Here is a 25,551-nt window from a genome sequence, read left to right as displayed (position 1 = left end):
CGCCCGCCCCCGCTGAGCACCTACGTGGCGCCGCGCACCCGGCCGCCACCATGCAAAGACCGATTCCGCCAGGAATCACCCCGGAGACCACCATGACCCGCCAAACACTGACCGCAGCCGCCATCGCCCTGATGGCACTGCTGCCCCTCGTACCGACACACGCGGCCATTCAAGGCACCGTCGTAATTCAGTCCGACCAACCACAGCGTGGGTACCAGCCTACGCAGACCTACCAGGTGATTCCCGCGCCCCCACCCCCACGGTACGAAGCCGTGCCGCGCCCACGCCGTGGCCAGGTGTGGGAACAGGGCCATTGGGAATGGCGCGGCAACCGCCACCGCTGGGTGAAGGGCCACTGGGTACAAGCGCGCAGCGGCTACCAGTACCGGCAGCCCCAATGGGTGGAACGAGATGGCCGCTGGGAAATGCAGCGGGGCCGCTGGGACAGCGACGGTGACGGCATTGCCGACCGCAATGACCGGGACCGCGATGGCGATGGCATCTCCAACCGCAATGACCGTGATCGCGACGGTGACGGCGTGTCCAACCGCCGCGACAGCCAGCCGGACAACCCGCGCCGCAACTGATCTGCCGCGTTCCACGATCCTCGAAACAGTTCAGTCGAATTTCACCTCGGCGCGACCGACACCAGGAAAGTCGGCAACCACCACCGTGCCCGGCGCCACCATCACGGTGCCGGTGCAGGACCCGGTGGTCACCCACTGCCCTGCGCGCAGCCCTCCCAGGCTGCGCGCGCCTTCGTTGGCCAGCCACACCAGCAGCCGCAGCGGGTCACCTGCCGGGTTACCCCAGGTGGCGTGCTGCACGGCCACCGACCCGTTCACCGACAGGTTGACCCCTTGCACCAAGGGCTGCACCGAAGCCACATCGGTCAAACCCGAACCCACGATCAGCGCCCCATGGCAGGCCTGGTCGGCCAGGCGACTCCACTCCCCTTGTTGTGCCCAGGCGGCAAAGCGCGTGTCGCACACCTCGATGGCGGCACGCACCGACACCATGGCGGCCAGCACCTCGGCCGCGCTGTAGGGCGTGGCGCGTGCGGACAGGTCTGCGCCCAGTTCGTACACCAGCTCCGCCTCCACCCCCATCACGGCAAAGCCTATGGCCGACAAGTTGACCTCCTGGCCAGGCTGCTCCACCCACACCGAGTCGCGGGTCAGCGCCGCACGTGCGGGTTGGGCCTGGGGCGACGCGGCGCCCACCTTCCAGCCCACAATTTCGCCCCGCTCACGCACTACGGCGTCCTGCACAGCGTAGGCCTCGGCCGCATCGCGAGGGCGCAATGCAACGGGCAAATCCAGCGGCCGGGGCGTGCGTCCCTGGCGCGCCATGGTGATCACGGCGGCGCTGGCGAAGGGGTCAAAGGCGGTATCGGGCATGGGAAAAGCGTCCTGGGGGTGGGTCAAATCGCCGGATTATGGCGACCCCATGTCGCCGCCAGCATCAGCAACGATTGCCGCCCATTAGCCGCCCCAAACACCCCACCGCCGCCCGCACCCTCCTAGAATGGCCCCCGCAGGAGAGCACGGCAGGCCACAAGGCCCACCGCTGCACCGAAGGCGCAAACTCCCATACACGCTCAGGTCCCGTACTGCACCATTTATCAAAGCCGTCTGGAGAGCCGCCCCAACCTGTCAGCAGCGTGGAGGCGCACCGAAGGAGCAAACCGCGTGCCATGTGGGCAGCGCGGTGAATCTCTCAGGTACCAAGGACAGGGGGAGCGGCAGCTTGGCGGACGCGCGCTGGCTGCTTGCTATTGAATCAATAGCTGCCAGCACATATCCATCAAGCGCTGAACCCTTAAAAGGCTTCAAAAATGCGCGTGATCGTTCTCGGCGCCGGCTTGCTCGGCGTGACTTCGGCTTATTTCCTCTCGCAACTGGGTCACGAGGTGACCGTCATCGACCGCCAGGGCACGCCCGGCGCCGAAACCAGCTTTGCCAACGGCGGCCAGATCTCGGTGAGCCACGCCGAGCCCTGGGCCAACCCCAGCGCGCCGCTCAAGGTGCTGCAGTGGCTGGGCAAGGAAGATGCGCCCCTGCTGTTCCGCCTGCGCGCCGACATGCGGCAGTGGCTGTGGGGCCTGTCCTTTTTGCGAAACTGCACGCCCGCGCGCACGCGCCACAACATCGAGCAGATCGTGCGCCTGGGCACCTACAGCCGCGACACGCTGCAGCAGCTGCGCGCGGCAACCGGCCTCCAGTACGACCAGCGCACGCAGGGCATCCTCCACTTCTATACCAACCAAAAGGAATTCGACGGCGCGCTGGCCCCGGCCGAGCAGATGCGCCAGCTGGGCTGCGAGCGCCAGGTCATCAGCGCCGACGAGGCCGTGCGCCTTGAACCAGCGCTGGCCCACATCCGCCCACAACTGGCAGGCGCCACCTACACGGCCGAGGACGAATCGGGCGATGCCAACCAGTTCACACGCGAGCTGGCCAAGCTGTGTGAAGCGGCGGGCGTGCAGTTCCGCATGGGCCACCACATCACCGCACTGCGCGAGGTAGGCGGCCGCATCGACCACGTGGAAGTGACCAATGCCGAAGGCCGCTTCGAGCGCGTGCGCGGCGATGCGTTTGTGCTGGCCATGGGCTCGTTCAGCCCGCTGCTGGCACAGCCGTTGGGCATCCAGCTGCCTATCTACCCGGCCAAGGGCTACTCGGTGACGATGCCGGTGAAAGACGCCAGCAAGGCGCACCAGGTGAGCCTGACAGACGACGAGTTCAAGCTCGTGTTCTCGCGCTACACCAGCGAACGCGGCGGTGATCGCCTGCGCATTGCAGGCACGGCCGAGCTGAACGGCTACGACCGCCACCTGAACCAGGTGCGCTGCGAGGCCATCGTGCGGCGTGTGGAACAGCTCTTCCCTGGCGCGGGCGAGGCGAGCCAGGCCCAGTTCTGGAGTGGCCTGCGCCCCGCCACGCCCAGCAACGTGCCGCTGATCGGCAAGACGAAGGTGGGCAACCTGTTCCTCAACACCGGCCACGGCACGCTGGGCTGGACGCATGCCTGCGGCTCGGGCAAGGCCCTGGCAGACATCGTGAGCGGCCGCGTGCCAGAGGTGGACTTTGCGTTCCAGGGGTTGCAGGGGCGCGCAGGAGGAGCGGCGCTGGTGCCGTCGCGCACGGCGGCCTGAAGCAGCGCGCGGTTGCAGCGAGGCAGCGCTGCAACCGCCACGAAAGCCCGCGCCTACTTGGCCGCGCCCGTGGCGTGCGCCACAAACTGCGCCACGGCCAACATGTCCTTTTCGCTCATGCGCTCGGCATACGAGGGCATCACGCCGATGCCTGCCTTGAGCGCACGCAGTACACGGCCGGCGTCGGGTTTCAGCTCATCCAGCACCGGGCCCACCTGGCCCTCGGCACCGGCGGCCTGCAGCGTGTGGCACACCGCGCAGGCGGGCTGGATCTTGGTGAACAGCTCCTTGCCGCGCGCCAGCTCGGCCGGCTCGGCGGCCCAGCTGGCACCCGCCCACAGTAACGCTAGCCCTACCAGCAAACCGCCTTGCGGCATCCGATGCCGTCCGATAGCGGCGCGCACCCACGCCAGTGCCACCGTGGAACTGGCTCTGCCAGGCCACGGGTGGCGTCCCCCCTTCGGGGGGAAGGCGCAAAGCGCCTCAGGGGGGAGCGATGTCATGCCACGGTCACGGTGACGGCGTGGTCGCGCCAGCTGGCGTTGTTGTAGCCGCCCAGGTTTTCCTCGCGCTGCTCGGCCTGCACATTGCCCGCCGTGTCGGTGGCGCGGCTCGCCAGCACATGGGTGCCCGCCTCCAGGCGCACGGGCAGCGCAAACTGCCGCCAGGCAAAGGGGCCCAGGTCGGGGCCGATGAGCTTGGCCGCCAACCAGGTCTTGCCGCCATCGGCCGACACCTCCACGCTCTTGATGCCGCGCGTGCCGCCAAAGGCCACGCCATGTACCTGCACCTGTCCGGGCTTGAGTGCGCCTTTGTCCGGCAGCGGCCCATTGATCCAGGACTTGACGCCCATCTCCCACACCGAAGGCTGGTCGGGGCTGGCTTTGGAGCCGGGCGGCGACATGCGGTAGCCGTGCGACATGATGCGCGCCTGCGACTGCGCGCTGGTAAACGCCACGCGCTTGACGTACTTGATGTTGTTCACGCCCTGGTAGCCCGGCACCACCAGCCGCAGCGGGCCGCCGTGCGCCAGCGACAGCGGCTCGCCGTTCATCTCCCAGGCCAGCAGTGCGTCGTCCATCGCCTTCACGGGCACCGAGCGCTCCACCAGCACGGTGAGCGGGTCCACACCTTCGGGCAGTTTCTCGCCGCCCGTGCCGGTCAGGTAGGCAGCACCATCGGCCAGCCCGCCCAAGGCGGCCACCACGTTGCGCAGTGGCACGCCGCTCCAGACCACACAACCGGCAGCGCCCACCGACCAGGGCGTGCCGCTGGGCTTGCTGGGGAAAAAACCCCGGCCATTGCCCGAGCACTGCAGCACGGTGGCCACGGTTTCCACGCCCAGCGTCTTGAGTTCGGCCAGGGTCAGGCTGCGCGGACTCTTGACCCCTTCGATCGCCACGGTCCAGGCATCGCGGTTGTCCAGGATGGCGGCGTCGGGCGCGGGCAGGTTGTTGCGCACATACAGCTGGTTGGACGGCGTGATGACACTGGTGCCAAACGCGGAGCGACGGGTTTCGAGAGTGCTGCTGCTGTGCACGATCAGCGCATCCGGTGACTTCCATCCTGCATACGCGGGCAGCGGCTTGGCAGCGGCTGCGGCCTGCTGGGCACGCGCACCGCCGGCCCATCCAGCCAGGCCCAGCGCGCTCAGGGCAGCGGCACTTCCGGCCAGCATGTGGCGTCGCGGCAGGGTCATCGAATCTTTCATGGAAACGTCTCCAAATAATGGGATGGACAAAAACTCTTTGTTGCCCCCGCCCACCCGGCAGGCACAGGGGATCGGGTCAGCCCGCATTCTGTGCGGGAGCTCTGCGCGCCGCACGCATGGCTTCGTTAGAAGAAGTAACAAAAACAAAAGATCAGAAACATTCGTACGCAGGTGCGGGGGCCCTGGGCATATTCGCGGTTTGTTTTGGGGAGAGGAACCGCGCAATGAACATCACCAGAAAATCGACCCGCGGCCCGCTGGGACTGCTACTTGGCTTATGGCTGTGTTGCAGCGCCGCCCAGGCCCAGCTGACGGCCATCGTGGCCGTGGAGCCCACGGCCCGCAAGGCGGCGCACTCCATCCTGCGCACCTCCGCAGAATCGGGCCTGTCGAAGGCCGCTGGCCAGCCCGTGGCACTGACCACCAGCGACGACCTGGCCGATGTGATGCGCGCCACGCGCAGCGCGGGATATGACATCTTCATTGGCCCTGCCCAGGTGGCTGCGTCCGCGTTGCAACGCGGCTACGAGTTGGTGGGCGCCACGCACAAATCGGACAGATACCTGCTTGTCGGGCTGCAGCAGATCGCTGCGGTGCCTGCCATGAAAGGCCGAAGGCTCTACCTGCCCCAGCAGGATTCGGTCTACACCTACATGGCGCGCGGCATGCTCAATGAAGCGGGGCTGTCGTTCCAGGACCTGCGCGCGGTGCAATACGAGAAATTTCCCCAGGCCGGCCTGACAGCCCTGACCCTGGGCACGACGGATGCCACGGTGGTGCGCGAGGACGACTGGGCGGAATGGTCTGCAGCGCATACCGGCGTCGCGCGCGTGCTGGCCACGTCGCAGCCAGTGCCAGGCGGGTTCTCCATCGTGGTGAAGAAAGACCTGCCAGCGGATGCGCGCAACAAGCTGGCCCAGTGGTTCAACGCGTCGTCCTCCGCCAGCGGCCTGCCGCCGGTCTCGGTGCGCCCGGAGGCCGTTGAGTACCGACGTGTGGCCGAGCTGGGGCTGTTCACCCCCACGAGCCTGCCTGGGGTGAAGCGCATCACTGCGCGCGAGGCCCAGACCCTGCTGGTGCAGGGCGCCACGCTGGTGGACACCCGCACCGAGAAGGAATTCAAGACCAAGCGCATCCGGGGCGCCGTGTTTGCAGCGTATGTGGAAAAGAGCCTCAAGGACGTGGCCTTCAATGCCGCACAGGATGATTTCCAGGCGCTGGACAAGCTTCAGGGCCTGGACAAGGCCAAGCCGGTAATTTTTGCGTGCAATGGCGCCGAATGCTGGAAGTCCTACAAAGCTGCCAAGGTGGCCACAGCCAAGGGGTTCCAGTCGGTGTACTGGCTGCGGGGGGGACTGCCCGAGTGGGACGAAACGGGCCTCCCGACCGAAGGTGGCTAGGAGCCAGCGCAGGGTCTCTGGCCCCTGTCCTTACAATTGGTCGCTTCTCAACACCCAAGGGCGCGCAAGGCGCCCTTTGTATGGAAATAGCAATACTGTTCGCCCTCATCCTTCTCAACGGCCTGTTTGCCATGTCCGAGATCGCTCTGGTCACGGCCCGCAAAGCCCGGTTGCAAAAGCTGATTGATGAGGGCGATAGCGGCGCCGCCGCTGCCGTGAAGCTGGGCGAAGACCCCACGCGTTTTCTCTCCACCATCCAGATCGGCATCACATCGATTGGCGTGCTGAACGGTATCGTGGGTGAGGCCGCCTTGGCTGGGCCCCTGGCGCTGTGGCTTGAAGCACTGGGCGTTCCCATGCCTTTTGGCAGCTACGCGGCCACCGGCCTGGTGGTGGTGCTGATCACGTATTTCTCCATCGTGGTGGGTGAACTGGTGCCCAAGCGCATCGGCCAGTCGTACCCCGAGACCTTTGCCCGCCTGGTGGCGCGGCCCATCAACTTTCTGGCGCTGGCAACCAAGCCGTTTGTGCTGCTGCTGTCCACCTCCACGCGCACGCTGCTGCGCCTGATGGGTGTGAAGGAAACCAGCGGCAGCCCGGTGACCGAAGAAGAGATCCACGCCATGCTGGTGGAAGGCACCACTGCGGGCGTGATCGAATCGCACGAGCACACCATGGTGCGCAATGTGTTCCGCCTGGACGACCGTCAGATCGGCTCGCTGATGGTGCCGCGTGGTGATGTGGTGTGTCTGGATATGGATGCGTCGTTTGAAGACAACCTCAAATGCATCGAAGAATCCGACCACGCACGCTTTCCGGTGGTGCGCGGCGGCATGGACAACATCCTGGGCGTGATCAACGCGCGCCAGTGGCTGTCGCGCACGCTGCGCGACAAGGCGCGCGGCGGCCTGGCCGACCAGCCGCTGCAGACAGCGCTGTATGTGCCCGAAACCATCACGGGCATGGAGCTGCTGGACAACTTCCGCCTGTCGGACGTGCACATGGCGTTTGTCATCGACGAATACGGCGAGGTGCAGGGCATCGTCACGCTGCAGGACCTGATCGAGGCCATCACCGGCGAGTTTCAGCCGCGCGACCCGGAGACCTCCTGGGCGCTGCAGCGCGAGGACGGCAGCTGGTTGCTGGACGGACACATCCCCGTGCCCGAGCTGAAAGACCGCCTGAACCTGGATGCCGTGCCCGAGGAGGAACGCGGCCGCTACCACACGCTCAGCGGCATGATCATGCTGCTGACTGGCCGCCTGCCCAAGGTGACCGACACCGTGCAGTGGGAGGACTGGAAGCTGGAAGTGGTGGACATGGATGGCAAGACCATCGACAAGATCCTGGCCACACGCCTGACCCCCGAGGAAAAGGCCGAAGCAGACGACAACGGCGCGGGCTGACCTGGCCCCTCCATGGGGCACCTCTCCGCCAGGGCCCGCCCTGGCGTTCCCTGCGGGCGAAGCGGCTCAGTCGCTCAGCGGGCGGTAGGGTCGTCGTCAACGAAAACGGTGAGCACCCCGGTGTAACCATACAAGTGGTGGTGCGCAATTTCCCCACCGGCAAAGAACCCGGCCAGCGGCACGTCACCCAGCGCGTGGCGGACGATCTGCAGCTCGGCGCTGGGCCTGCCAAAATGCGGGCCGCCCCGGCCCGAGCAGCTCACATAGATAGCCCCACAGATTCGCCGCCCTGCCTGGGGCGCCGCGCTGGCGCCTGAGGCGCTGTTGGCAGCGGCCATCTCGCCATCCGCACTGGACGACGACACCAGCGACGCGGGCTCCAGCTCTTCGGGCGAGAGTTCTTCGCGGATCTCGGCGCAGATGCGCATGAGGTCGGCACGCGCCGCTGCCACGTTGCGCTGACAGAACGCCAGGTGCATGCCCGGCTCCACATGGTCGGCCAGGGCCACGCCCCGGCGGCTGCCGTCCAGCCCCACGATGTGGCGCACGCGTGTGTCGGTACCAAAGTGGCCCGTGCGGCGCTGGCCCTGCGGCTGTTCGCCCGCGCTGACCAGCCCGGCCAGCGTGGCGCGCACCTTGCGCAGCGCGGGCTGTGGGTCGCCACCATCCAGCGACACCTGCAGCGTATCGAGCAGCACGTCCAGCGCGGGCTCGCCATCGAGCGCGAGAACCACGTTGTCCTGCGCGGCGGTGATCGTGCGCAGCGCGCCCACGGGCTGGCAGCCCTGCGTAACGCGCGACACCAGCGTCACCCCGGCACCAAACGCCACGCCCGACAGGCCACCGTCAAACACCCCGCTGGCACCGCCCTGCCCGGCCATGTTGCCATCGCCACCCACGGCAAACTGCACACTGCTGGTGCGGCTGGCAGAGAGGCCACCAAACAGGTAGCCCGTGTCGGTGCGTGCAGCCATCTCGGTCAGCAACTCGGCCAGTTCGGGCGTGCGGCCATCGGCATGCACCAGGGCGGTATGGGCCACAAACCCACTGCCCGGGTGTGGCGCATGCGTGGGCAGCGGCGCCACGCCCGAGAACACGCGGTACTGGTCTGCGGGCACATCCAGCAGCATGACCGACAGCGCGGGCTCGTCAAAGTACTCGGCGTTGTTGGCCGACACGCCCACCCCCACGGTGCCGCTCCAGTCGGTGACCTCGGGCAGTTCGCCGCTCAGGTAGTCGAGCAGCGCCTGGGCGTCGTTGCCATAGTGGTCGGTGATGTAGAGCAGGCCCAGGGTGGGCGCAGCAGCGTAGTCGGGCAACGCCATCTGGGCGCGCAGCTGCGCCAGCACCAGCGCGGCGGCCATGCGCCATTGGGGGTGGGTGGCATGGCCAGTGGGAAATAGTTTCATGGTGGTGATCTCCATGCCAGGGCGGTGGCGGGCAGATATTGCACCACCTGCGGGTTGTCACACCCGCCCACGTTGGCGTCAGCCCGCTCGCTTGCGGGCGGCTGGGCTGCGGGTGCTGCTGCTGGCCTTCTTGGCGGCGGGTTTTGCCGGGGTTTTGCGGGCTGCAGGCTTCTTGGCAGCGGCGGTCTTCTTGGCGGTGCCCGATGCAGCGGCGCGCTTGGCACCGCCCTGCATGGTCTGCATGCCCTTGGCCGCAAACTGGCTGGCCATGCCGGTCGCCGTCTTCAGGGCTTCTTTGGCAAGGCCCGTGGCCATGTTCTTGGTGGTGTCGATGGCGGTCTGCTTGGCCGCATCCTTCATGGCGTTGGCGGCGATCTGCTGGAACTGACCGGTGAGTGCGCCCCACCACTGCATGGGGTCCACCACGGTGGGCGCGGCAGCGGCCGATGCCTTGCTGCCTTTTGTTTTGGCCTTGGCAGGCGGAGCGGCGGGTTCGGCGTCATCACCCTCGTCTTCGGCTTCTTCTTCGGCAGCACTCACGCGGCCCGTAGCGCGGGCGGCGGCACCAGCCACAGCCTCGGCGGCGCCCGTCACGGTGTCGGCGGCTTTCTGTACGCCGCTCATCACGGTGTCAGCCGTCTTGAGCTTGAAGGCGTTGGCCACGTCCCCCATGCTGAAGTTCATGCCCTTCAGGGTGGCCAGGGTCATCTTCTGCACTTCCAGCGCCTGGATGGTGGCGGCCAGCGCGCGTGAGTTCTGCTCCAGCCAGAACTGCACGGCCTTGAGTTCGTCGATGCGCTTTTCCAGCTCTTCGACGCTGATGGTGGGCGCCACCCAGTTGCTGAGGTTGGGCAACTGCGGAATGCTGCTGGACGCCCCCTTGGCCAGGCTCTGCAGGAAGTCAAAACCGGGGACAAGTTTGCCGAAACCGAAATTCGATGTATCGCTCATGGCCGCTCCGCAAGAGGTGGGTCTGTGGTGGAGTCACAGCTTACTCCAATGCGTTGCGCAGGCGAAGCGGCCGCCGATGCGGAGATGTCAGTGTTTATGCCCATTCATCATGGTGCCTGCGGTGGCGCCACCGGGTGCTGCCGTGCCCACGGGCACGGTGAGGTCGAGCTTGCTTTCCACGCCCTTGGCGTCCTGAAACACCAGGGTGAGTGGCACCGAAGCGCCTTTGGCCAGCGGCGCCTTCAGGTCCAGCAGCATGACGTGGTAGCCACCGGGCTTGAGCTCCACCGTCTTACCCGCAGGCAGGTCCAGCGCAGGCACGGCGCGCATCTTCATGATGTCGCCTTCCATCTTCATCTCGTGCACTTCGGTGATGCCCGCAGCGGGCGACTCGGCGCGCACCAGGCGGGCGCCGTCCTGGGCGGTGAGGCGCATGAACGCACCGGTGGCCTTCTGGCCCTGCACGCTGGCGCGCGCCCAAGCACCTTCGACTTTGACAGCGGCGGTCTGTGCCCATGCGGGGGCGCTGGCGAGCACTGCGGCCAGTGTGGAAACCAGGGCGGCGGTGTGAAGCAGTTTTTTCATGATGGATGCCTTTCGGTGAGTGAGAGAACGAGAAGAAGCGAAGAAGGGAAGAGGGACGGGAAAGGGAGAACAGGCCGTGGGCCGGACTATCAATGATGGTGGGCAGCGGCGCCGCCCGTGGGCAGAATCTCCAGCGCTGCAGCGGGGGACTTCAGGTCCGAGAGTTTTTGCCCCGCCTTGGGCACCTCGGTCCAGTCATTTTTGCCTTCCGCACACACCTGGCGCACGGGCCAGTACACGGTGCCGGCCTGCTCGGGCGCCTGGGCCACGAGCGCGAACTCATCGTAGTGCGCGCTTTGCAGCATGTCGTCCGGCGTCTTCGCCGTCCAGGTCACACGCACCACGTCTTCGGTGATGCTGCGGCCGTGGCTGGTATAGGGCTGGGCGAGCTTTTCGCGCTGTACATCGAGCGTCCAGCCCGGCTTGGGCATGGGGCGCGCGCCACGCATGCCCGCCGGGATGTCCACCGCAATCTGCCGCGTGGGCGACGCACCGCAGCCGTGGCCCACCTTGAATGTGGCCTTGTAGCCTGCGCCCGCCGGGGCGACCTGGTATTCGAGCACCACATGAGCGGATGCAGAGCCAAAAAGGCCTCCTGCGCCTGACAGCAAAGCGATTACAGCTATCTTTTTCATAGTATTCAGAGACATGAAATCTGTTCCTTTTAGAGGCTTACCTTGAGTTCAGCGAGGTAAGTGCGCTGCGGGTAGGGGTGGAAGTTCCAGAACTGGTAGTTGTTCAGGTTGTCGATCCCCACGGCGGCGCTGACCTGCTTGCTGATCTGGTAGCGCACGCGTACATCGGTGGTGAAGTAGCGGCTGGCGCCCTGGTAGGCAAAACCGTTCACGTCGGTGTTGTCCAGCGTGCTGTACTGCTTGCCGCTGTAGCGCGCGCCCAGTGTGTACGACCATTTGTCGTCCGGCCGGTAGGTGGCAACGGCACTCGCGCGCCACTCGGGGATGCGCGGCTGCCACTTGCCCACGCTGGCGGGGAACTTGTCGTTGCGGGTGATCTTGGAGTCCGTCCAGGTCAGGCTGCTGCCCAGCTCCAGCCCGCGCATGAAGACATTGGTTGCCTGGTACGACAGTTCCAAGCCCTTGGTGAGGATGGCGTCCACGTTCTGCACGTTGGTCACGTTGGGTGTGACGAGCACATTGGTCTGGGAATACAACGCGTCTTTCGTGCGCTCAAAGAACGCTGTGAGGCGCAGCAAACCGTTGCCCATGTCGCGCTCGGCGGTCAGCTCGGTGGTCCAGCTTTTTTCAGGCTTCAGGTTCGGGTCGTTGTTGATGAGCGTGCCGCTGCCGCTGATGCCGCCCTGGTACAGCTCGGCCACGGTGGGCATGCGCACCGCGCGGCCAGTGGAGGCCTTGAGCACCCAAAGGTCGTTGGCCTGCCAGGCCACGGCGGCCTTGGGCGAGAAGTACGTCTCGTTGCGCTCGGGGTGGCTCAGCGTGGTGGTGGCATTGCCGGTCTGGCCGTTGCTGGCGCTCCAGCGTTCGGCGCGTGCGCCGAGCACGGCCTTCCACTTCGGCGCAATCTTCCAGGTGTCTTGCGCCCACAGGCCCAGCAGTTGGGTGTCGCCGTTGAAGGCCTGGTTGCGCGCGCCCGCAGCGCCATTGATCCAGTTGCTGGTGGCGTTCTCCACCGTGCGCAGCTGGTAGCTGTCGCGCTGCAGGCCAAAGTCCACGATGTGCGCGCCCTGCACCCCATCGGGCCGCCAGGTGCCCTTGGCGGCCAGGGTGTTCCAGCCCGTGCCCTTGCTGTTGACGATGCGGCCCGCGCCACCGTTCAGCGCCACGGGCATCCCCACGGTGGCAGCGCGCAGGGTGTCAGTCTGGTAGTCGTACAGGCTGGCGGCCACCTCCCAGTCGAACACGCCTTTGGTGTTGCTCTTGACCGAGAGCCCGTGCATGAAATGCGTGAGGTTTTCATTGGACACATTGAAGTCTGTGGGTGCCAGCGTGTACGAGCGGCCATTGATGTTGACCGTGCCGCCGTACACCGCATTGCCGCTGGCGTCGCGAAGGTAGCTGGCGGGACGGCCTTCGGATTCGTTGTGCCACCAGCCGAAGGTATAGGCGGCGCGCACGGTGGGCGAAAAGTCGTAGGCGATCTTGGCCTTGATGTGGTCTTGCTGCGTGTGGTACTGCGTGGCCGTGCCCAGCAGGTACCAAGGCTGGTTGCTGCGGTTGTTGCCCGGCACCGCTCCGATCACTGGCGTGCCCGCGTTGCCCACGGTGCCGGCGGACACGAGGCGCGTGGGGAAGGTGAGCGGCTGGCCTTCGCTGTCGGTCTTGTTGAAGTTGAGGAACCAGGACCAGTCACCGTTCTTGTTGCCGACGGATGCGCTGACCTGCTTGCCCGCATAGGTGGCGTTGGTGCCATACAAATCGAACGGCTGATGCTGAACGCTGACCTGCCCGTGCGCCTCGAACTTTGTCGGCATGCGCGTGACGTAGTCCACCACCGCGCCCACCGAGTTGCCTGCATACGCGGCGGAGAAGGGGCCGTAGAGCACGTCCACGCGCTCGATCTCCTCGGGCGTGACCAGCATCCAGCGCGGTGCGTTGGTGGGGCCGTTGCCGAGATAGTTGCTCAGCAAAATGCCGTCGGCAAACACCATGGACCGCGCCGGGTTGCCCGTGCCCGATGCGCGTGTGGACAGCACGGCGTGGTTGTAGTCGCCGATATAGCGCTTGCGCACCAGCAGGCTGGGCAGGTACTTGAGGGCGTCTTCGCTGTCGGTGGCGTTGATCGAATGCTCGATCTGCTCGCGCGTCACGCCCTCGATGGTGGTGGGAATCTGCGTGGGCAGCGAGGTGGGCTGGCCGCCGCTGATGGTAACCACGCCCAGTTCCCTGACGGGGGCATTGCTGTTGCCGGCGCTGTCGACGGTCTGGGCCAACGCGGAAACACCCACGCAGAGTGCGAGGGGAAAGGCACTGGCCACGGCCAGCGCCATGCGGCTTTTGCGCATGGGAACTCCTGAATTTCAAGCCAAATAGGCTGTCAGCGCTTATCTATCAAGCGCAAACAGCTATTAAAAATATAGCAATTTCAGGAGAAGGCCGGGGGGCCACGCGGCGGCAGCGGCGCGGCGGTGCGCGCAGCAATGTGCGCGGCAGGGATGGGGCGCAGGGCATGCGCCAGGGGGTGGACCACAGGCAGCTGGGCCTGCGACACGGGAGGCGGAGCGCCGACATGCGCGCAGAGGGGGCAGTCCAGCGTGTGGCTGGACATCTCCTTGGCACCGTCATCGGTCTTGACCAGCAGCTTGATGGCGCCCGAGCCCGAACAGATCAGTTCCATCGCCTGCGGATTGACCAGCGGCGACGCCACCGCCACCCCGATGGACAACACAAACCACGCCAGCACAAGGCGGGCGAGCCAGCGAAGGCTGCGAATGGTTTGCAGGGAGGGCATGGGTGCGAATTGTAGGGGGCCTGGGTGCGCACCCCTTGACCGGGGTCATCTGCGCGACGGACTGCGCCCCCGCCCCCACCTAGGATGCGTGCTGCATTCACCACCACAACGGAGACGCCACCATGCTCACACTCTGCGGCTTTTCGGCCAGCAACTACTACAACAAGATCAAACTCGCCTTGCTCGAAAAGGGCCTGCCCTTCACCGAAGAACTGGCCTGGGTGGGCGAGACCGACCGCAGCGCCAGCCCGCTGGGTAAGGTGCCCTACCTGCGCACGCCCGAGGGGCCGCTGTGCGAATCGGCCGTGATGGCGGACTACATCGAGGCAGCCCACCCACAGCCAGCGCTGATCCCTGCCAACCCCTACCAGGCCGCCAAGGTGCGCGAGCTGATCACCTTTCTGGAGTTGCATCTGGAGCTGGTGGCACGCAACCTGTATCCCCAGGCTTTTTTTGGCGGAACCGTGAGCGACACCGCCAAGGAAAAGGTGGGAGCGCAGCTTGAGAAAAACATTGCCGCCTTCGGTCAGCTTGCGAAGTTCAGCCCCTACGTAGGCGGCGACGCCTTCACCCTGGCCGACTGCGCAGCCATCGTGCACCTGCCGCTCGTCAGCTCGGCCACCAAGATCATCTATGGCCGCGACTACTTGGCCGATCTGCCTGTGCGCGAGTACCTCACGCGCATGGCAGAGCGCCCCCACGTGCAGCGCGTGAACGCCGATCGCAAGACCAACACCGCTGAAATGCTGGCGCGGCCGCCCAAGCGCTAAGACCCTGTTCTAAACCCGCCCCAGGCGCTGGGTCTTCATCCCTTGACCTTGGTCAACCGAGGTCATCGCGCACAAGCGCACCATGCAGGTATCCGATCACCCTTGAGGAGACACTGCATGGACAAGACCCAGGCCGCCCCATTCCGCCAACAATTGCTGGCCCAGCAATCCGAGCTGCTGGCCCAGTTGGCCGCGCAGCGCGGGGGCGTCATCGGCCGCGCCGAGGCCGCTGCCGACCACTTTGGTCAGCCCGAGGACCCGCGTGCCCAACTCGCCACCGAGCGTGAACTGGAGTTTGCGCTGGACGAGCGCGAAACCACCCACCTGGCCGCCGTGGAAGCCGCTTTGGCCCGCATTGAAGCGGGTACGTACGGCGAATGCACAGACTGTGGCACCCACATCACCGCCGCACGCCTGCACGCCACCCCCGAGGCCGCACGCTGCGTGCATTGCCAGGAAAAGGCCGAGCAACACCGCCGTGCTGCGTGAGTTCGCTCACGCATTCAGGCCCCTTTTCCCTTCTTTCCCCGTTTTTTTCGTCACTTCAAGAAAGCCGATTCATGAGCACTTTTCACGCAGTAGTTTGGATGGACCAGTCCGAAGCCCACGTGGTGATGTTCGACCGCGAGCATGCCGAGGCCCAGCGCATCAAGTCCCGCAGCCACCACAAGCACCAGGGCAAAGCCGACGACCTCACCGCTTTCTTTGCCGACGTCGCCCAGGCCTTGGCCGACACGCGTGAAGTGCTGCTGGCTGGCCCGGGCCTGGTACGCAACCAGTTCCGTGACTGGGCGACCAAGCACCATGCTGCGGTGGCCGATGTGGTGGTGGACTCTGTGGCTGCAGACCACCCGACCGACGCCCAGCTGGTGGCCATGGCGCGCCAGTATTTCAAGAAATTTGACAACATGGCCGCCGACCCGTCTGTCGCCTGACAGGCCTCCAGGCCACGCCCGCAGCGCAGCCTTGGCTGCTATCCTTTGCCGGATGCGCAGCCTCTTTCACCTCGCCTTTCACGTCACCGACCTGGATGCCGCGCGCCGCTTTTATGGCGGCGTGCTCGGTTGCCAGGAAGGCCGAAGCACCGATACCTGGGTGGACTTCGATTTTTTTGGCCACCAGATCTCGTTGCACTTGGGCACCCCGTTTGCCAGCGCCCGCACCGGCCATGTGGGCGATCACCTGGTACCCATGCCGCACTTTGGCGCCATCATGGAATTGCCCGACTGGCATGCGCTGGCCGCACGGCTGAAGGCCGCCGGCACCACCTTCGTGCTGGATCCGCAGGTGCGCTTTGAGGGCCAGCCCGGCGAACAGTGGACGATGTTCTTCCACGACCCCAGCGGCAATCCGATCGAGATCAAGGGCTTTCGCTCACTGGACGCGGTGTACGCATCGTGAGCTACACCTTCGCGTCCGCCACCATCCTGCTCCTGCTGATCACCGATCCGCTGGGCAACATCCCCATCTTTGCCAACGCCCTGCGCGGCGTGGCGCCCGAGCGCCGGGCACGGGTGATCCTGCGGGAGGTGCTGATTGCGTTTGCGCTGCTGCTGGTGTTTCTGTTTTTCGGGGCTCAGTTTCTGCAGGTGATGAACCTGAGCGATTTGTCGTTGCAGATTGCGGGTGCGGTGGTGCTGTTTCTGATCGCGCTGCGCATGATTTTTCCGTCGGCTGACGGCCCACAGGCGGAGTTGCCGGGCGAACCCTTGATCGTGCCGCTGGCCATCCCTGCCTTGGCGGGCCCCTCAGCGCTCGCCACTGTCATGCTGCTGGTGGCCCAGGCGCCGGAACGCCGCTGGGAATGGGTGGGCGCGCTGTGCGTCACCATGGCCGTGTGCGCCGTGGTGTTGCTGATGGCAGAACGCATCCAGCGCCTGGTGGGCGAACGCGTGGTGATGGCGTTTGAACGCCTGATGGGCCTGATCCTGGTCGCCATCTCGGTAGAGATGCTGATCCGGGGAATCAAGCAGCTCGCGCAGCAACTGTAGCCGCCCCGCGCACGCAAAACTGTTAGAGGGCGGGCCAAGGCCGCCCCCGGAGCACTGGCATGCGCCCGCAACTGCAGAGCGCAACCGGTGTGCGGTCTCAACGGCGTTGCAGCAGCGGGATCGAACCCAGTGCGAACACCGAGTTGGGCACGCCCACCCGCGCCATCAAGGGGCGTGGCTTGGCGCTCAGCTTGGGGCGAGGGGCTGCAGGGGCCATTTCCTCGGCCACCACACCCTTGGCATGCTGCTGCGCCACAAGGTCTTGCAAAGTCACCGACTGCAAGTACTCCATCACCCGTGCGTTGAAGGTGGACCAGAGTTCGCCCGTCATCGACTTGACTTGCGCAGCTTGGCCGGCACCCAGGCTTTGCAGATCGTCGGTCTTGAGGTTCTCGACCGCCAGGATGATCTCGGCCACTGAGATCTGGTCTGTGTTTCGGGCAAGGGTGTAACCGCCACCCGGGCCGCGTGTGCTGTCCACGAGCCCGGCACGGCGCAAGGCGCTGAACAGCTGCTCCAGGTACGACAGCGAGGTACCCTGCCGGGCGCTGATCGTCGAAAGCGCTACCGGCCGCATCTTCTGGCGCAGCGCCAGGTCGGTCATTGCCGATACCGCAAGTTGTCCTCGGGTGGTAATCCGCATCGTTGCTACTCCTTGTGAACGTTGACAGTTCCAGACCGCAGCACCAATGGCTGCGGAAAGGGGCCAAGCGTTCAATGTAGGCGGTTTAATACTTCGCGTATATTCGTTTTATCAACGTTGATTGATCGTTTTTTACGAAGCATTTATCACCATGAACTTCAAGCATCTGCGGTATTTCTGGACGGTTGCAAAGGCCGGAGGGGTGATGCGGGCAGGCGAGCAGCTGCACACCACGCCCCAGACGCTTTCTGGGCAGATCAAACAGCTGGAGGAATGGCTAGGCCACGACCTCTTTCGCAAGCGGGGGCGTGGGCTGGAGCTCACCAGCGAGGGTCGTGTCGCCCTGGGTTACGCGGAGCAGATTTTTACGCTGGGGGACGAGCTGGAAAAATCGATCCGCCTCTCCCGCGGCCACGCCAAACCGCTGGAATTTCGCGTGGGGGTTGCAGACTCGATCGCGAAGTCCGTGGCCTATCACCTTCTGGAACCCGCCTTGGGCATGCCTGAACAGGTGCACATGACCTGCCAGGAAGGAAAATTTCCAGAACTCATCGCCCAACTGAGCCTGCACAAACTCGATCTGGTGCTGGCCGATGAACCCGTTTCCAAAAAAATCGGCGTCAAGGCGTTCAACCACCCGCTAGGAACCAGTGGCATGAGTTTTTTTTGCGCTCCTGGCCTGAAGACGCAGCTACAGGGGTCCTTTCCCCAATGCCTCCAGGGCGCCCCCATGCTCATCCAAGGCCCCATGTCTTCCGTGCGCCAACAGCTCGATCACTGGTTTAACAAATACCAATTGCAGCCACGGCTCGTGGGTGAGTTCGACGACAGTGCGTTGATGAATGCTTTCGGCCGCGAAGGCCGTGGCGTTTTCACGTCCCCGACCGTTCTGGATGAGGAAACCACCGCACAGTTTGGTGTCGAAGTGATCGGCCGCACGACGGAACTGGTCGAGGAGTTTTTTGCGATTTCTGTGGAGCGACGCATCACGCACCCCTGCGTGGCAGCAATCACCAAGGCAGCCAAGGCAGATCTGTTCGGGAAATGAGTTTGCCGGGTGCCACCCCGCGCAGGACTCCACGATCGAAGGCCTCCAGGCGGGCTCAGGATCGCCGAGGGGTCAGGTTAAGGCAGCTTTTTGCAGCCTCTCAACAAAACTCGGCCTCAGTCAGCCAACTCATGGAGCTGCTGTGATCAGCCCTGCGGCAAACACCAAGGCTCCCCCGATAGCCCAGGGCCAGGCCCTCGTTTGTGAAAACATGCCATGCCGGATGGTTATGAGCTCTAGGCTGATGAGAACATATCTTACGTTTTCAATTGGCTAGAAATGATGTAAAACGTTGAATACACATGGAATTTTGACGATTCCGGTCGGTGCAGGACGCGCCGCATTTCAACGATTGAGACCTCATGGACAACGGACCCTGGATTTTCGGCGGTCAGGACGGACAGACTTTTGAGACCTTTGGGCTTCCAGCGTCGCTGCATCCTTTGCTTGAATGGGCTAGCCGACTAAGGCTGACTCGTCCGCTGCTTGCGGTTCTTGATGCATCAAAAACCGGCATCAATCCTGAGTACGTCGGATCAATCATTGAGTACTTGCGCCAGCCCGTACCGTTGAAGATTGCATCATCATGGGCAGACGAATCCGAGTCGGGTGCTGAGTTGTGCCGGTTGATGGAATCGCTGGCAGCGTCTCCCACGGTTGCCCGGCTGTATCCATATTTGCCTCCGGCCCAACGGGTGGCAGCGCAGCTCGCACGCGGCACGCTGCGCGAATTTTCCCTCCTCGCACTGTGCGTGCCCAGGGCCTATCACCCTGACCCCACCGCCCAACTCCGATTGGAGACACTTCGGACTTGGATTTTTATCCAGTACGTATCAGCCATTTATGAAGGCTCTGAGCCCGACAAACGGGTCATCGAAGTGGCGTGGAGCCTGCGCCAAGCAGTGTCCGGCGACTGGGATTGGCGAGAGCTGTTCTCAAGGCTTCACCCACCCAGTGGATCAGCCTCTATATATAGACAGCATCTGGCCTTGGAGGCGAAAACTCTGACCCGCAAGCTAGAGCAGGAGGCCAACAAGGCGGTCGGCATGAGCGCTCGCATCAAACTGCTGAAAACACTGCGCAGCTACTGCGAATCTGATCCCATTCGGGCTGGTCGTGCCGAAATGCAGTCAGCGACGGGTGTATTTTCTCAACTTGCCCGCCTTTCATCCAGTCGCGAGCATCTTTGGGGTTCATCCTCCCAAAGTAAACAGCCGATTGTGTTTTCGTCGGGCGAAATTTTGGCGGAAGATCCCCAGCCCATCACCGGAAGATCCATCGACCAGGATGGAGGCGATGGGACCGAATGCTGGGAAACAAACATTGATGAGCGCCTCAATCCGGTGGCTCAGGAACATGAAGCACGTGGTGTGCTTCTTGCCACCATCGAAGACCAGCAATTCCTGCCGTTCAGCACCAACCGGCTCAATCAGTTTGAACGTGCTTGCCTGGAAAAATGGTGGCAGACTGCAATCGCGCCAGATACACCCGAAAGTCTTCGCCTCTTGGGCGCATTCGTTTGGATCGCTGTCTACACGGCCAAGTCCGTTCGGATGGCAGCGACCGACATCTCCTTTTCCAGTCAATGTGGGCCGGACTGGTGCATTAACCCCGACACCCTGACACTGCAAAGGCTCGCCCCCCGGCACCCCAGGGGATGGAAGGCTTCATCTGCGACATCGCAATGGCTGGAACCTCTCGCTGGCCATCTTCAAGTGCCACTTCCAGACGAAGTTGCCGCAATTATTTCTCCGCACTGCTCGGGGCGCCCCCAGGCAGGCGCACTGCTGAATCTTTGGCCATCGCTGCAGATCCAAGATTCTCCCGAGTCAATGTTCAACGAGGTATGTAAACGCACGCCCGGCTTGGAACGCATTCGCTCAGGCATGCTCGCACACGTCCTTGAACAAGGCGTTTTCGAGGCAACCGGTGACCCCGTACTCGGTCGCCTGCTTGCGAGCAGCTCGCGAAGTGGTTTGCCGGGATCTTGTGCCTACGCAGCTTTTCGGACAACGGAAGTTCACCGAAGCATGACCGCCGCGGGGCTCGCGCCGCCTCCTTTGTTCCCGCCGAACGCGCCAGCACAAGAAAACATCGCCGGCAGTGAACTGAGCCCGCTCGACCCATTGCTGCGCGAAGAAATTGCACGGGTACGTCAGCACATTGGCAGTCTGGCGGCTGGCCCGGCCGAGAACTGGCTAGTCCACCACAACGCGGTGACGGTCTACATGACCGCCGCAATTCTTGCCGCGACTGCAATTCGTCCGGTGTCCAGCCCATTGGAGTCCTTCGGGCAGGTCGACTGGAACGAAAGGCATTTGTTCGTCGTGGACAAAGTGGCCTCCCAACGTCATGACGGCCGGATGGTGGTTCTTCCCAGCGAGTTGGTCCGGCTCTTCCAAGACTTCTACCTGCCCCACCTTCATCGCCTCGCTACCTCCCTCAGCAGCCAGGATCCCCCTCTCTCTAAAGAGCTGCAGGCTCTATCTGCGGGAGCAGCCAGCACCGTGATACCAGCACTTTTCTTCCTCAGAGAAGACCCTGCACGGAAAAGCCTGCGCTGGTTCGAAGTATCTGAAGTGACGCTGGACTCCATGGAGGTCTTCTCCTGGCCGTTGCCGTGGAATCTATTCCGACATCGAACCAGCACAAGCCTTCGCCGGTTGGGACAAGACCCCGAGATCATCGACGGCCTCCTTGGACATGCAGAAGGAGGAACGGCCGCATACGGTCGGTTCTCGTCGAGGGTGAGGCTTCAGGATTTGGAGGCTATCCGCCCGGCCCTTGAACAGCTCTTCGCCGCGCTGCAGTTTGCCCCACCTCAAGCGCCTGGCTGGGATACCACGCCCCTTGATTTTCCCGACCTGACGCCTGGCAAGACATGCCTTGAAGAGGGTGCGCAATTCGGCAGAGCGGCCCGTGAGACTCGACGCGCGAAACGCCACGCTGACGCACTGACTGAAGCACAAAGTGAGATTCTTCGTTTTGTTGGAGAGCGACCTGTCGATTCAATCTCAGCCGACGAATGGGAGGTGCTGAGCCAACGCATGCTGCTCAACGACTCGGGCACACCGCGAGCACTCGGCTCCCTTCGATACGAAGCGGTTCAGAACTGGATTCGGCAACGCTGGTGCGCGGATGGGACTCGACCACGTCTCAAAAAGCGCTACCTGCCGGCCTTGGAGGAGCGCACGTTGCTCTCGCACCAAGCTATCGGCAGCCGCCAAAAGGTAGCGGCGGCACTTCATGCCCTGCAGCACATTCTTGACACGAAGGAGCTCTCCCGTACTTCGCTTCGCGAATGTCTTTTCTTTGGAACAGTGCTCACGGTTCTTGAGTCCAGGGTGACAGAGCCCCCCCTGCTCCGAGACCTGCTCGTGGCCAAAAACTTTCGGCTTGTGCATTTCGATCAATCCTACTATCTGGAGTATTCCCCTGACTTGGACATCGATTCGGGCTGCGCCGTCAAACGCTACCCCATCAGTGTTGCCGCAGCGAACTTCCTTGCCCGCGCCAGTACGACAAAACGTGGCCTGGACATGGGCAAGAGCAGTCCTCCCGTTGAGTGGCAAAAGCTCTGCAAAGAGATCGGGCTGCTGGCCCCGCACATAAACACCGCCACTGCAACGATCTCTGAAATCGCGCAACTGGTCCATCAAGCAAACCTTCTGGAGTTCCCCGCCTCACTTACGGCCTATCTGAATGGCGACCTCCAATCCGTCGGATTGCCGCATCGCGACTGGATCAGACTGCGGCACGGTGCGGCCGGTGATTTCGGAACATTCAAAGCATCCGAAACGGAGAGCGGCTCGGAAATTTTCGAGGACGAGCAAGGCCCACCCAGGATATCTCCAGACCAGCATGAAGTTCATCTATCCGCTCTGGTTGACAGAGATACGGCAGACCATTCGCCACCAACCGGAATGCCAGATCCCGCCATCTCACAGGAGGCAAGCAAGAAGCTATTCGGCGAGGTGCGGACGATATTCAGAAAACACGCCGCCGCTACCGCTGGTGGGATTGGCCGCAGAAATATGGACGCGGCACTTTGCAGAGCGCTGGATCAATACCGAGGGTCCGCCGGTAGAAGTTGCCTTCTCCTGGTGGAGTGGGTGCGGCACCTCTTACGAAGAAGCACCAGCAAGGGCACCCTTCTTCGCGTCAGTTCTGTGGACAGATATTTCAGCAGCTTGTCACTGTGCTTTTTGGCCATCGGTTTTGACCACGATCTACTGGCGTGCGAGGAAGAAGATGTCACAGACTTCTACCTGCGCTTGATGGACGCTCGCTCCAGTGTTCCAGATACAACCGAGCCAACAGCACATTCACCAGACTTCAGCACAGAGGTCGCCAAGAATGGATACAAGACCCTCCACCTAGCCCTCCAGTGCCTGAAGGACTTCCACCAAACGATAAACGCTGCGTTCGGAGTCGAAAACCCAGATTGGTCAGAAATTTTTTCAGATGGGCCCAGCTTGTTGGTATCCGCTGGCTGCATCACAGAGCTGGAGTACCTCCGCATCAATGCTTGTCTTGCGCCCATTCCAGCCCAAGCATCCGTGGGCGATCTTCAATGCGCGTTCATCAATCTGTTGATGTACCGATTCGGCTTGCGCGGGATGGAGGCCGCATGTCTGTTGCGATCTGACTGGACGGAGCCGGCGCCGGACTGTGTGGTGCTCATGGTTCGGAGCAATCATTTGCGCCGGCTGAAATCGCCAGCAAGCCGTCGCCAAGTTCCACTCCTCTTTCGGCTGACGGATCACGAGAGGGCAATCATCGAGCAATGCTTCCTAGTACGACAAGCCACCCCGGTCTTGCATGACAAAGACGAACTCTTCCCGACCGAGTTTGGGCTAGATGGTTTGGAAGAGCGGCGAGGACTGCTCAGAAGAATTGGTGGTGTCATTCAACAGGTAACCCGCAACGTTCAACTCAGTCCGCATCACAACCGACACACGTTTGCGAACAGGGTGGCTGAGCTCTTGGGCCTCAGCACATTGAATCTGAATCCGGTTGATAGTGGCAACGCCGCACATCAGAATGCGAGGCGGCTTCTTCTAGGAAGTGATGGATCGACACGCCGCTGTTCGTGGGCTATCGCCCGACTACTGGGTCATGCACAACCCAGCACAACGTTTCGAAGCTATTTACATTATTTCTCTGAGCTAGCCGACCGCTCTGTCAAACTGCAGAATTTCACACAGCAGGGCAGATCTAAATATCTTCAGGAAAATTTGATCGATCTCGACGGGATCACGCTGCTCCATGACTACTTAAGCACATTCGAACCTTATTCTGGCCCGGAGAATACAAGCCCCTTCGTAGCTGCTTCGGCCCTCAAATTTGTTCGGATGCTCGTGCTTCGGAGGAATTTTGGAGTTGCTCAGCAGGCGACAAACATTTCAGAAAAAAACGGAAAGTATTTAGAAAATTTACTGATAGAGACGGGCCGCATAGTTTCAAAAGGCAACGCAGGATCGCACGATCTTGGCTGGCTGTCGGGCATCCGACCAACACGCTGGGCAGAACTGGTGCGACACGCCGAATTCGTGGAGGGGAATGAGCCCCTATCCTCCAGACCCTCGTATGCTGACGAGGAGGTCAGCGCCTACATTGGGCCCTCTCGGCAGGTGCTTTTGTGGCAGAAAGAGCACTTTGAATTTTTAAAGCATGTGATAAATTTATGGAATATTGATGACCAAAGCTTCCAGCTGTTTACAAATTCACGCTCTGCCGCCCTCCAGAACTTCGCAAATAAAAATGGCTTCAACCTAGACAAAACTCATGACCTAAAAATTGAAGGGCGCAAGCTTCAGGTGGATCCTGTTCGGTGCGGAAATCCACTCGCCAGCATTATCGATCGCAGTGCAGCAACTGGATTGAGAGGGCATGGAACCATCCGTTCAAGCCAGGAATTTTTATTGATTTTTCTGATTTCTTTGGCATTGTCGTGGTCAGCTAGCCAAGGCAAGCTGACCACGTAGAAATCAAAATACTAATCTATTTATCGGGGCTCTGAAAAGCAGGAAAAGCAAAGCACTTCGCGCCCAAGATGGTTCAGCGTTTGCCTTACTCGAACATGTGCTTCTGAGCCGACTTGTGCAAGCTCCGCCACCTGAACGAGCGGTAACTCGTCCTCTAAATAATGGACATCCAGTACCTTTCTTTCAACCTGCATTAATAAAATCCTCTTGCCCACATCAAACCCAAGTATTCGACCAAAAAGAGAAATCTGTTTTGGCTCATAGGACGCCAAGCTGGCCCGTGGCGCAAATTTTCCCTCCAACTCAATATTTGAACCCAAAAAATCAACGCGGATTGGGGCTTTGATTTTTCTGTTGGCCAAGGTTCGCAAAGCATCTTGTGCAACAGTTTGCACACCCGCCCTTTCGCAGTCTGTTAGTTGATTTTCATCAAAATAATTGGGATCATTCTGCATCGAATAACCCAACATTTTCTGCAACGTCACCCTGATGAGGCAACTCGCTTTCAACTTATCAAAAGCCCCTTCTTCTGCATAACAAAATAACCGCAACTGCAAAATCGCTCCACCGGGTCTACTACGCACAGCCGATTCAATCAACAACAGTTCAGGCTCGCACAAGCGCTCGCTAGCCAATATATTTCTCAGAGCCGCAGCCAGCGAATTCATCTCACCGAATCGCAAATCCGCTAAATCACCCCCGACTTCAACACCTTCCTCATCAATAATCGCAGTTATTTGATTAATTACATTTTGCTCCAAAGTTACAACTAATTCGCCATTCTTTCTTGCTTCGAAGAGCAATGCATTTTCATTCATCACAAATATTCCCAAAATATTAAACAAATTGTGGTCGTAGAATTAAATGCCGCACGACAAACGGCAGCTCGCGACGAAAGCGAGCCAATTAAAAAAAGTGTGGTAGCGCTATCGTTTGGATAGTAAGCGGCCAGCCATGCCACCTTGACGGCGATGTCGGCTCCCTTCAGCAGCCGTTGATCTCGTCAACCGCGTCCCCGCCGTCGTAGAACTTACCGATGGCTTTGTCCAGCCTCTTGAGCAACGCGT

22 protein-coding genes and 1 riboswitch are annotated in these 25,551 nt (G+C 62.4%); of the genes, 11 read left to right on the top strand and 11 right to left on the bottom strand.

The genetic code is table 11. The features are described 5' to 3' along the window. Nucleotides 1-92 precede the first annotated feature (92 nt). Entirely contained in the window at nucleotides 93-587 is a 495-nt protein-coding gene (locus NFX52_RS20765) for a YXWGXW repeat-containing protein (RefSeq protein WP_121421379.1), read from the top strand. A gap of 30 nt (nucleotides 588-617) precedes the next feature. On the opposite strand, the gene NFX52_RS20760 is transcribed toward NFX52_RS20765, so the two are convergent. Continuing rightward, a complete protein-coding gene (locus tag NFX52_RS20760; protein ID WP_055395371.1) occupies nucleotides 618-1,400 on the bottom strand; it encodes a 2-keto-4-pentenoate hydratase in 783 nt (260 codons plus the stop codon). 224 nt (nucleotides 1,401-1,624) lie between these two features. After that, nucleotides 1,625-1,746: riboswitch (glycine riboswitch) on the top strand. Nucleotides 1,747-1,837: 91 nt separating this feature from the next. Here NFX52_RS20760 and NFX52_RS20755 point away from each other — a divergent pair. Then, nucleotides 1,838-3,157: a D-amino acid dehydrogenase gene (locus NFX52_RS20755; protein WP_055395369.1), complete on the top strand. Its 1,320-nt coding sequence runs from the start codon at nucleotides 1,838-1,840 to the stop codon at nucleotides 3,155-3,157. Between the two features lie 53 nt (nucleotides 3,158-3,210). Here the strand turns inward: NFX52_RS20755 and sorU are convergent, their stop codons facing one another. Together sorU and sorT are read right to left on the bottom strand one after the other, a co-directional pair. Next, nucleotides 3,211-3,534 carry a SorU family sulfite dehydrogenase c-type cytochrome subunit gene (gene sorU / locus NFX52_RS20750; RefSeq protein WP_055395367.1) on the bottom strand — a complete coding sequence of 108 codons (324 nt, stop codon included), beginning with the start codon at nucleotides 3,532-3,534 and terminating at the stop codon, nucleotides 3,211-3,213. A 122-nt stretch (nucleotides 3,535-3,656) separates the two neighbouring features. Next, nucleotides 3,657-4,868: a SorT family sulfite dehydrogenase catalytic subunit gene (sorT, locus tag NFX52_RS20745; protein ID WP_055395365.1), complete on the bottom strand. Its 1,212-nt coding sequence runs from the start codon at nucleotides 4,866-4,868 to the stop codon at nucleotides 3,657-3,659. 224 nt (nucleotides 4,869-5,092) lie between these two features. On the opposite strand from sorT, the gene NFX52_RS20740 reads away from it, so the two are divergent. Both NFX52_RS20740 and NFX52_RS20735 read left to right on the top strand, forming a co-directional pair. Next, nucleotides 5,093-6,268 (top strand): rhodanese-like domain-containing protein, encoded by a 1,176-nt coding sequence (locus NFX52_RS20740; protein WP_055395364.1) that lies wholly within the window; start codon nucleotides 5,093-5,095, stop codon nucleotides 6,266-6,268. Nucleotides 6,269-6,348: 80 nt separating this feature from the next. Beyond that, nucleotides 6,349-7,674 carry a hemolysin family protein gene (locus NFX52_RS20735; RefSeq protein WP_055395363.1) on the top strand — a complete coding sequence of 442 codons (1,326 nt, stop codon included), beginning with the start codon at nucleotides 6,349-6,351 and terminating at the stop codon, nucleotides 7,672-7,674. Nucleotides 7,675-7,748: 74 nt separating this feature from the next. On the opposite strand, the gene NFX52_RS20730 is transcribed toward NFX52_RS20735, so the two are convergent. The 6 genes from NFX52_RS20730 to NFX52_RS20705 form a co-directional block, all read right to left on the bottom strand. Beyond that, nucleotides 7,749-9,083: an FIST signal transduction protein gene (locus NFX52_RS20730; RefSeq protein ID WP_055395377.1), complete on the bottom strand. Its 1,335-nt coding sequence runs from the start codon at nucleotides 9,081-9,083 to the stop codon at nucleotides 7,749-7,751. 78 nt (nucleotides 9,084-9,161) lie between these two features. Next, the gene (locus tag NFX52_RS20725; RefSeq protein WP_055395361.1) at nucleotides 9,162-10,034 is read right to left on the bottom strand and encodes a PhaM family polyhydroxyalkanoate granule multifunctional regulatory protein; all 873 of its coding nucleotides are present in this window, start codon (nucleotides 10,032-10,034) and stop codon (nucleotides 9,162-9,164) included. Nucleotides 10,035-10,121: 87 nt separating this feature from the next. Beyond that, a complete protein-coding gene (locus NFX52_RS20720; protein WP_055395359.1) occupies nucleotides 10,122-10,619 on the bottom strand; it encodes a copper chaperone PCu(A)C in 498 nt (165 codons plus the stop codon). An 89-nt stretch (nucleotides 10,620-10,708) separates the two neighbouring features. Continuing rightward, nucleotides 10,709-11,269: a YcnI family copper-binding membrane protein gene (locus tag NFX52_RS20715; protein ID WP_055395357.1), complete on the bottom strand. Its 561-nt coding sequence runs from the start codon at nucleotides 11,267-11,269 to the stop codon at nucleotides 10,709-10,711. 14 nt (nucleotides 11,270-11,283) lie between these two features. Then, nucleotides 11,284-13,599 (bottom strand): TonB-dependent receptor, encoded by a 2,316-nt coding sequence (locus NFX52_RS20710; RefSeq protein ID WP_055395354.1) that lies wholly within the window; start codon nucleotides 13,597-13,599, stop codon nucleotides 11,284-11,286. A gap of 80 nt (nucleotides 13,600-13,679) precedes the next feature. Then, nucleotides 13,680-14,045, bottom strand: a complete 366-nt coding sequence (locus tag NFX52_RS20705) for a DUF2946 family protein (protein ID WP_055395352.1) — start codon at nucleotides 14,043-14,045, stop codon at nucleotides 13,680-13,682. Nucleotides 14,046-14,167: 122 nt separating this feature from the next. Between NFX52_RS20705 and NFX52_RS20700 the strand changes: the two genes are divergently transcribed. From NFX52_RS20700 to NFX52_RS20680, 5 genes are all read left to right on the top strand, one after another. Further along, nucleotides 14,168-14,815 carry a glutathione S-transferase gene (locus tag NFX52_RS20700; RefSeq protein ID WP_055395350.1) on the top strand — a complete coding sequence of 216 codons (648 nt, stop codon included), beginning with the start codon at nucleotides 14,168-14,170 and terminating at the stop codon, nucleotides 14,813-14,815. A gap of 117 nt (nucleotides 14,816-14,932) precedes the next feature. Further along, complete coding sequence (locus tag NFX52_RS20695; protein WP_055395348.1) at nucleotides 14,933-15,304, top strand: TraR/DksA family transcriptional regulator; 372 nt, start codon at nucleotides 14,933-14,935, stop codon at nucleotides 15,302-15,304. Nucleotides 15,305-15,375: 71 nt separating this feature from the next. Next, complete coding sequence (locus NFX52_RS20690) at nucleotides 15,376-15,750, top strand: hypothetical protein (protein WP_055395346.1); 375 nt, start codon at nucleotides 15,376-15,378, stop codon at nucleotides 15,748-15,750. A 52-nt stretch (nucleotides 15,751-15,802) separates the two neighbouring features. Beyond that, the gene (locus NFX52_RS20685) at nucleotides 15,803-16,216 is read left to right on the top strand and encodes a VOC family protein (RefSeq protein WP_055395344.1); all 414 of its coding nucleotides are present in this window, start codon (nucleotides 15,803-15,805) and stop codon (nucleotides 16,214-16,216) included. Beyond that, entirely contained in the window at nucleotides 16,213-16,806 is a 594-nt protein-coding gene (locus NFX52_RS20680) for a MarC family protein (protein ID WP_055395343.1), read from the top strand. The genes NFX52_RS20685 and NFX52_RS20680 overlap by 4 nt, the downstream gene beginning before the upstream one ends. 97 nt (nucleotides 16,807-16,903) lie before the next feature. Here NFX52_RS20680 and NFX52_RS20675 read toward each other — a convergent pair whose 3' ends face one another. Next, on the bottom strand, nucleotides 16,904-17,449 hold the full coding sequence (locus tag NFX52_RS20675; protein ID WP_055395341.1) for an Rrf2 family transcriptional regulator: 546 nt from the start codon (nucleotides 17,447-17,449) through the stop codon (nucleotides 16,904-16,906). A gap of 151 nt (nucleotides 17,450-17,600) precedes the next feature. Between NFX52_RS20675 and nhaR the strand changes: the two genes are divergently transcribed. Together nhaR and NFX52_RS20665 are read left to right on the top strand one after the other, a co-directional pair. Beyond that, the gene (gene nhaR / locus NFX52_RS20670; RefSeq protein WP_055395375.1) at nucleotides 17,601-18,497 is read left to right on the top strand and encodes a transcriptional activator NhaR; all 897 of its coding nucleotides are present in this window, start codon (nucleotides 17,601-17,603) and stop codon (nucleotides 18,495-18,497) included. A 362-nt stretch (nucleotides 18,498-18,859) separates the two neighbouring features. Continuing rightward, nucleotides 18,860-24,484, top strand: a complete 5,625-nt coding sequence (locus tag NFX52_RS20665; RefSeq protein WP_156358618.1) for a site-specific integrase — start codon at nucleotides 18,860-18,862, stop codon at nucleotides 24,482-24,484. Nucleotides 24,485-24,504: 20 nt separating this feature from the next. Here the strand turns inward: NFX52_RS20665 and NFX52_RS20660 are convergent, their stop codons facing one another. After that, nucleotides 24,505-25,302: a hypothetical protein gene (locus tag NFX52_RS20660; RefSeq protein WP_156358617.1), complete on the bottom strand. Its 798-nt coding sequence runs from the start codon at nucleotides 25,300-25,302 to the stop codon at nucleotides 24,505-24,507. Between the last annotated feature and the right edge of the window lie 249 nt (nucleotides 25,303-25,551).

Source organism: Acidovorax facilis (genome assembly GCF_023913775.1).
In the GTDB taxonomy this organism is placed as follows: Bacteria; Pseudomonadota; Gammaproteobacteria; order Burkholderiales; family Burkholderiaceae_C; genus Acidovorax; species Acidovorax facilis.
This window is presented reverse-complemented; position numbering and strand designations above follow the sequence as displayed.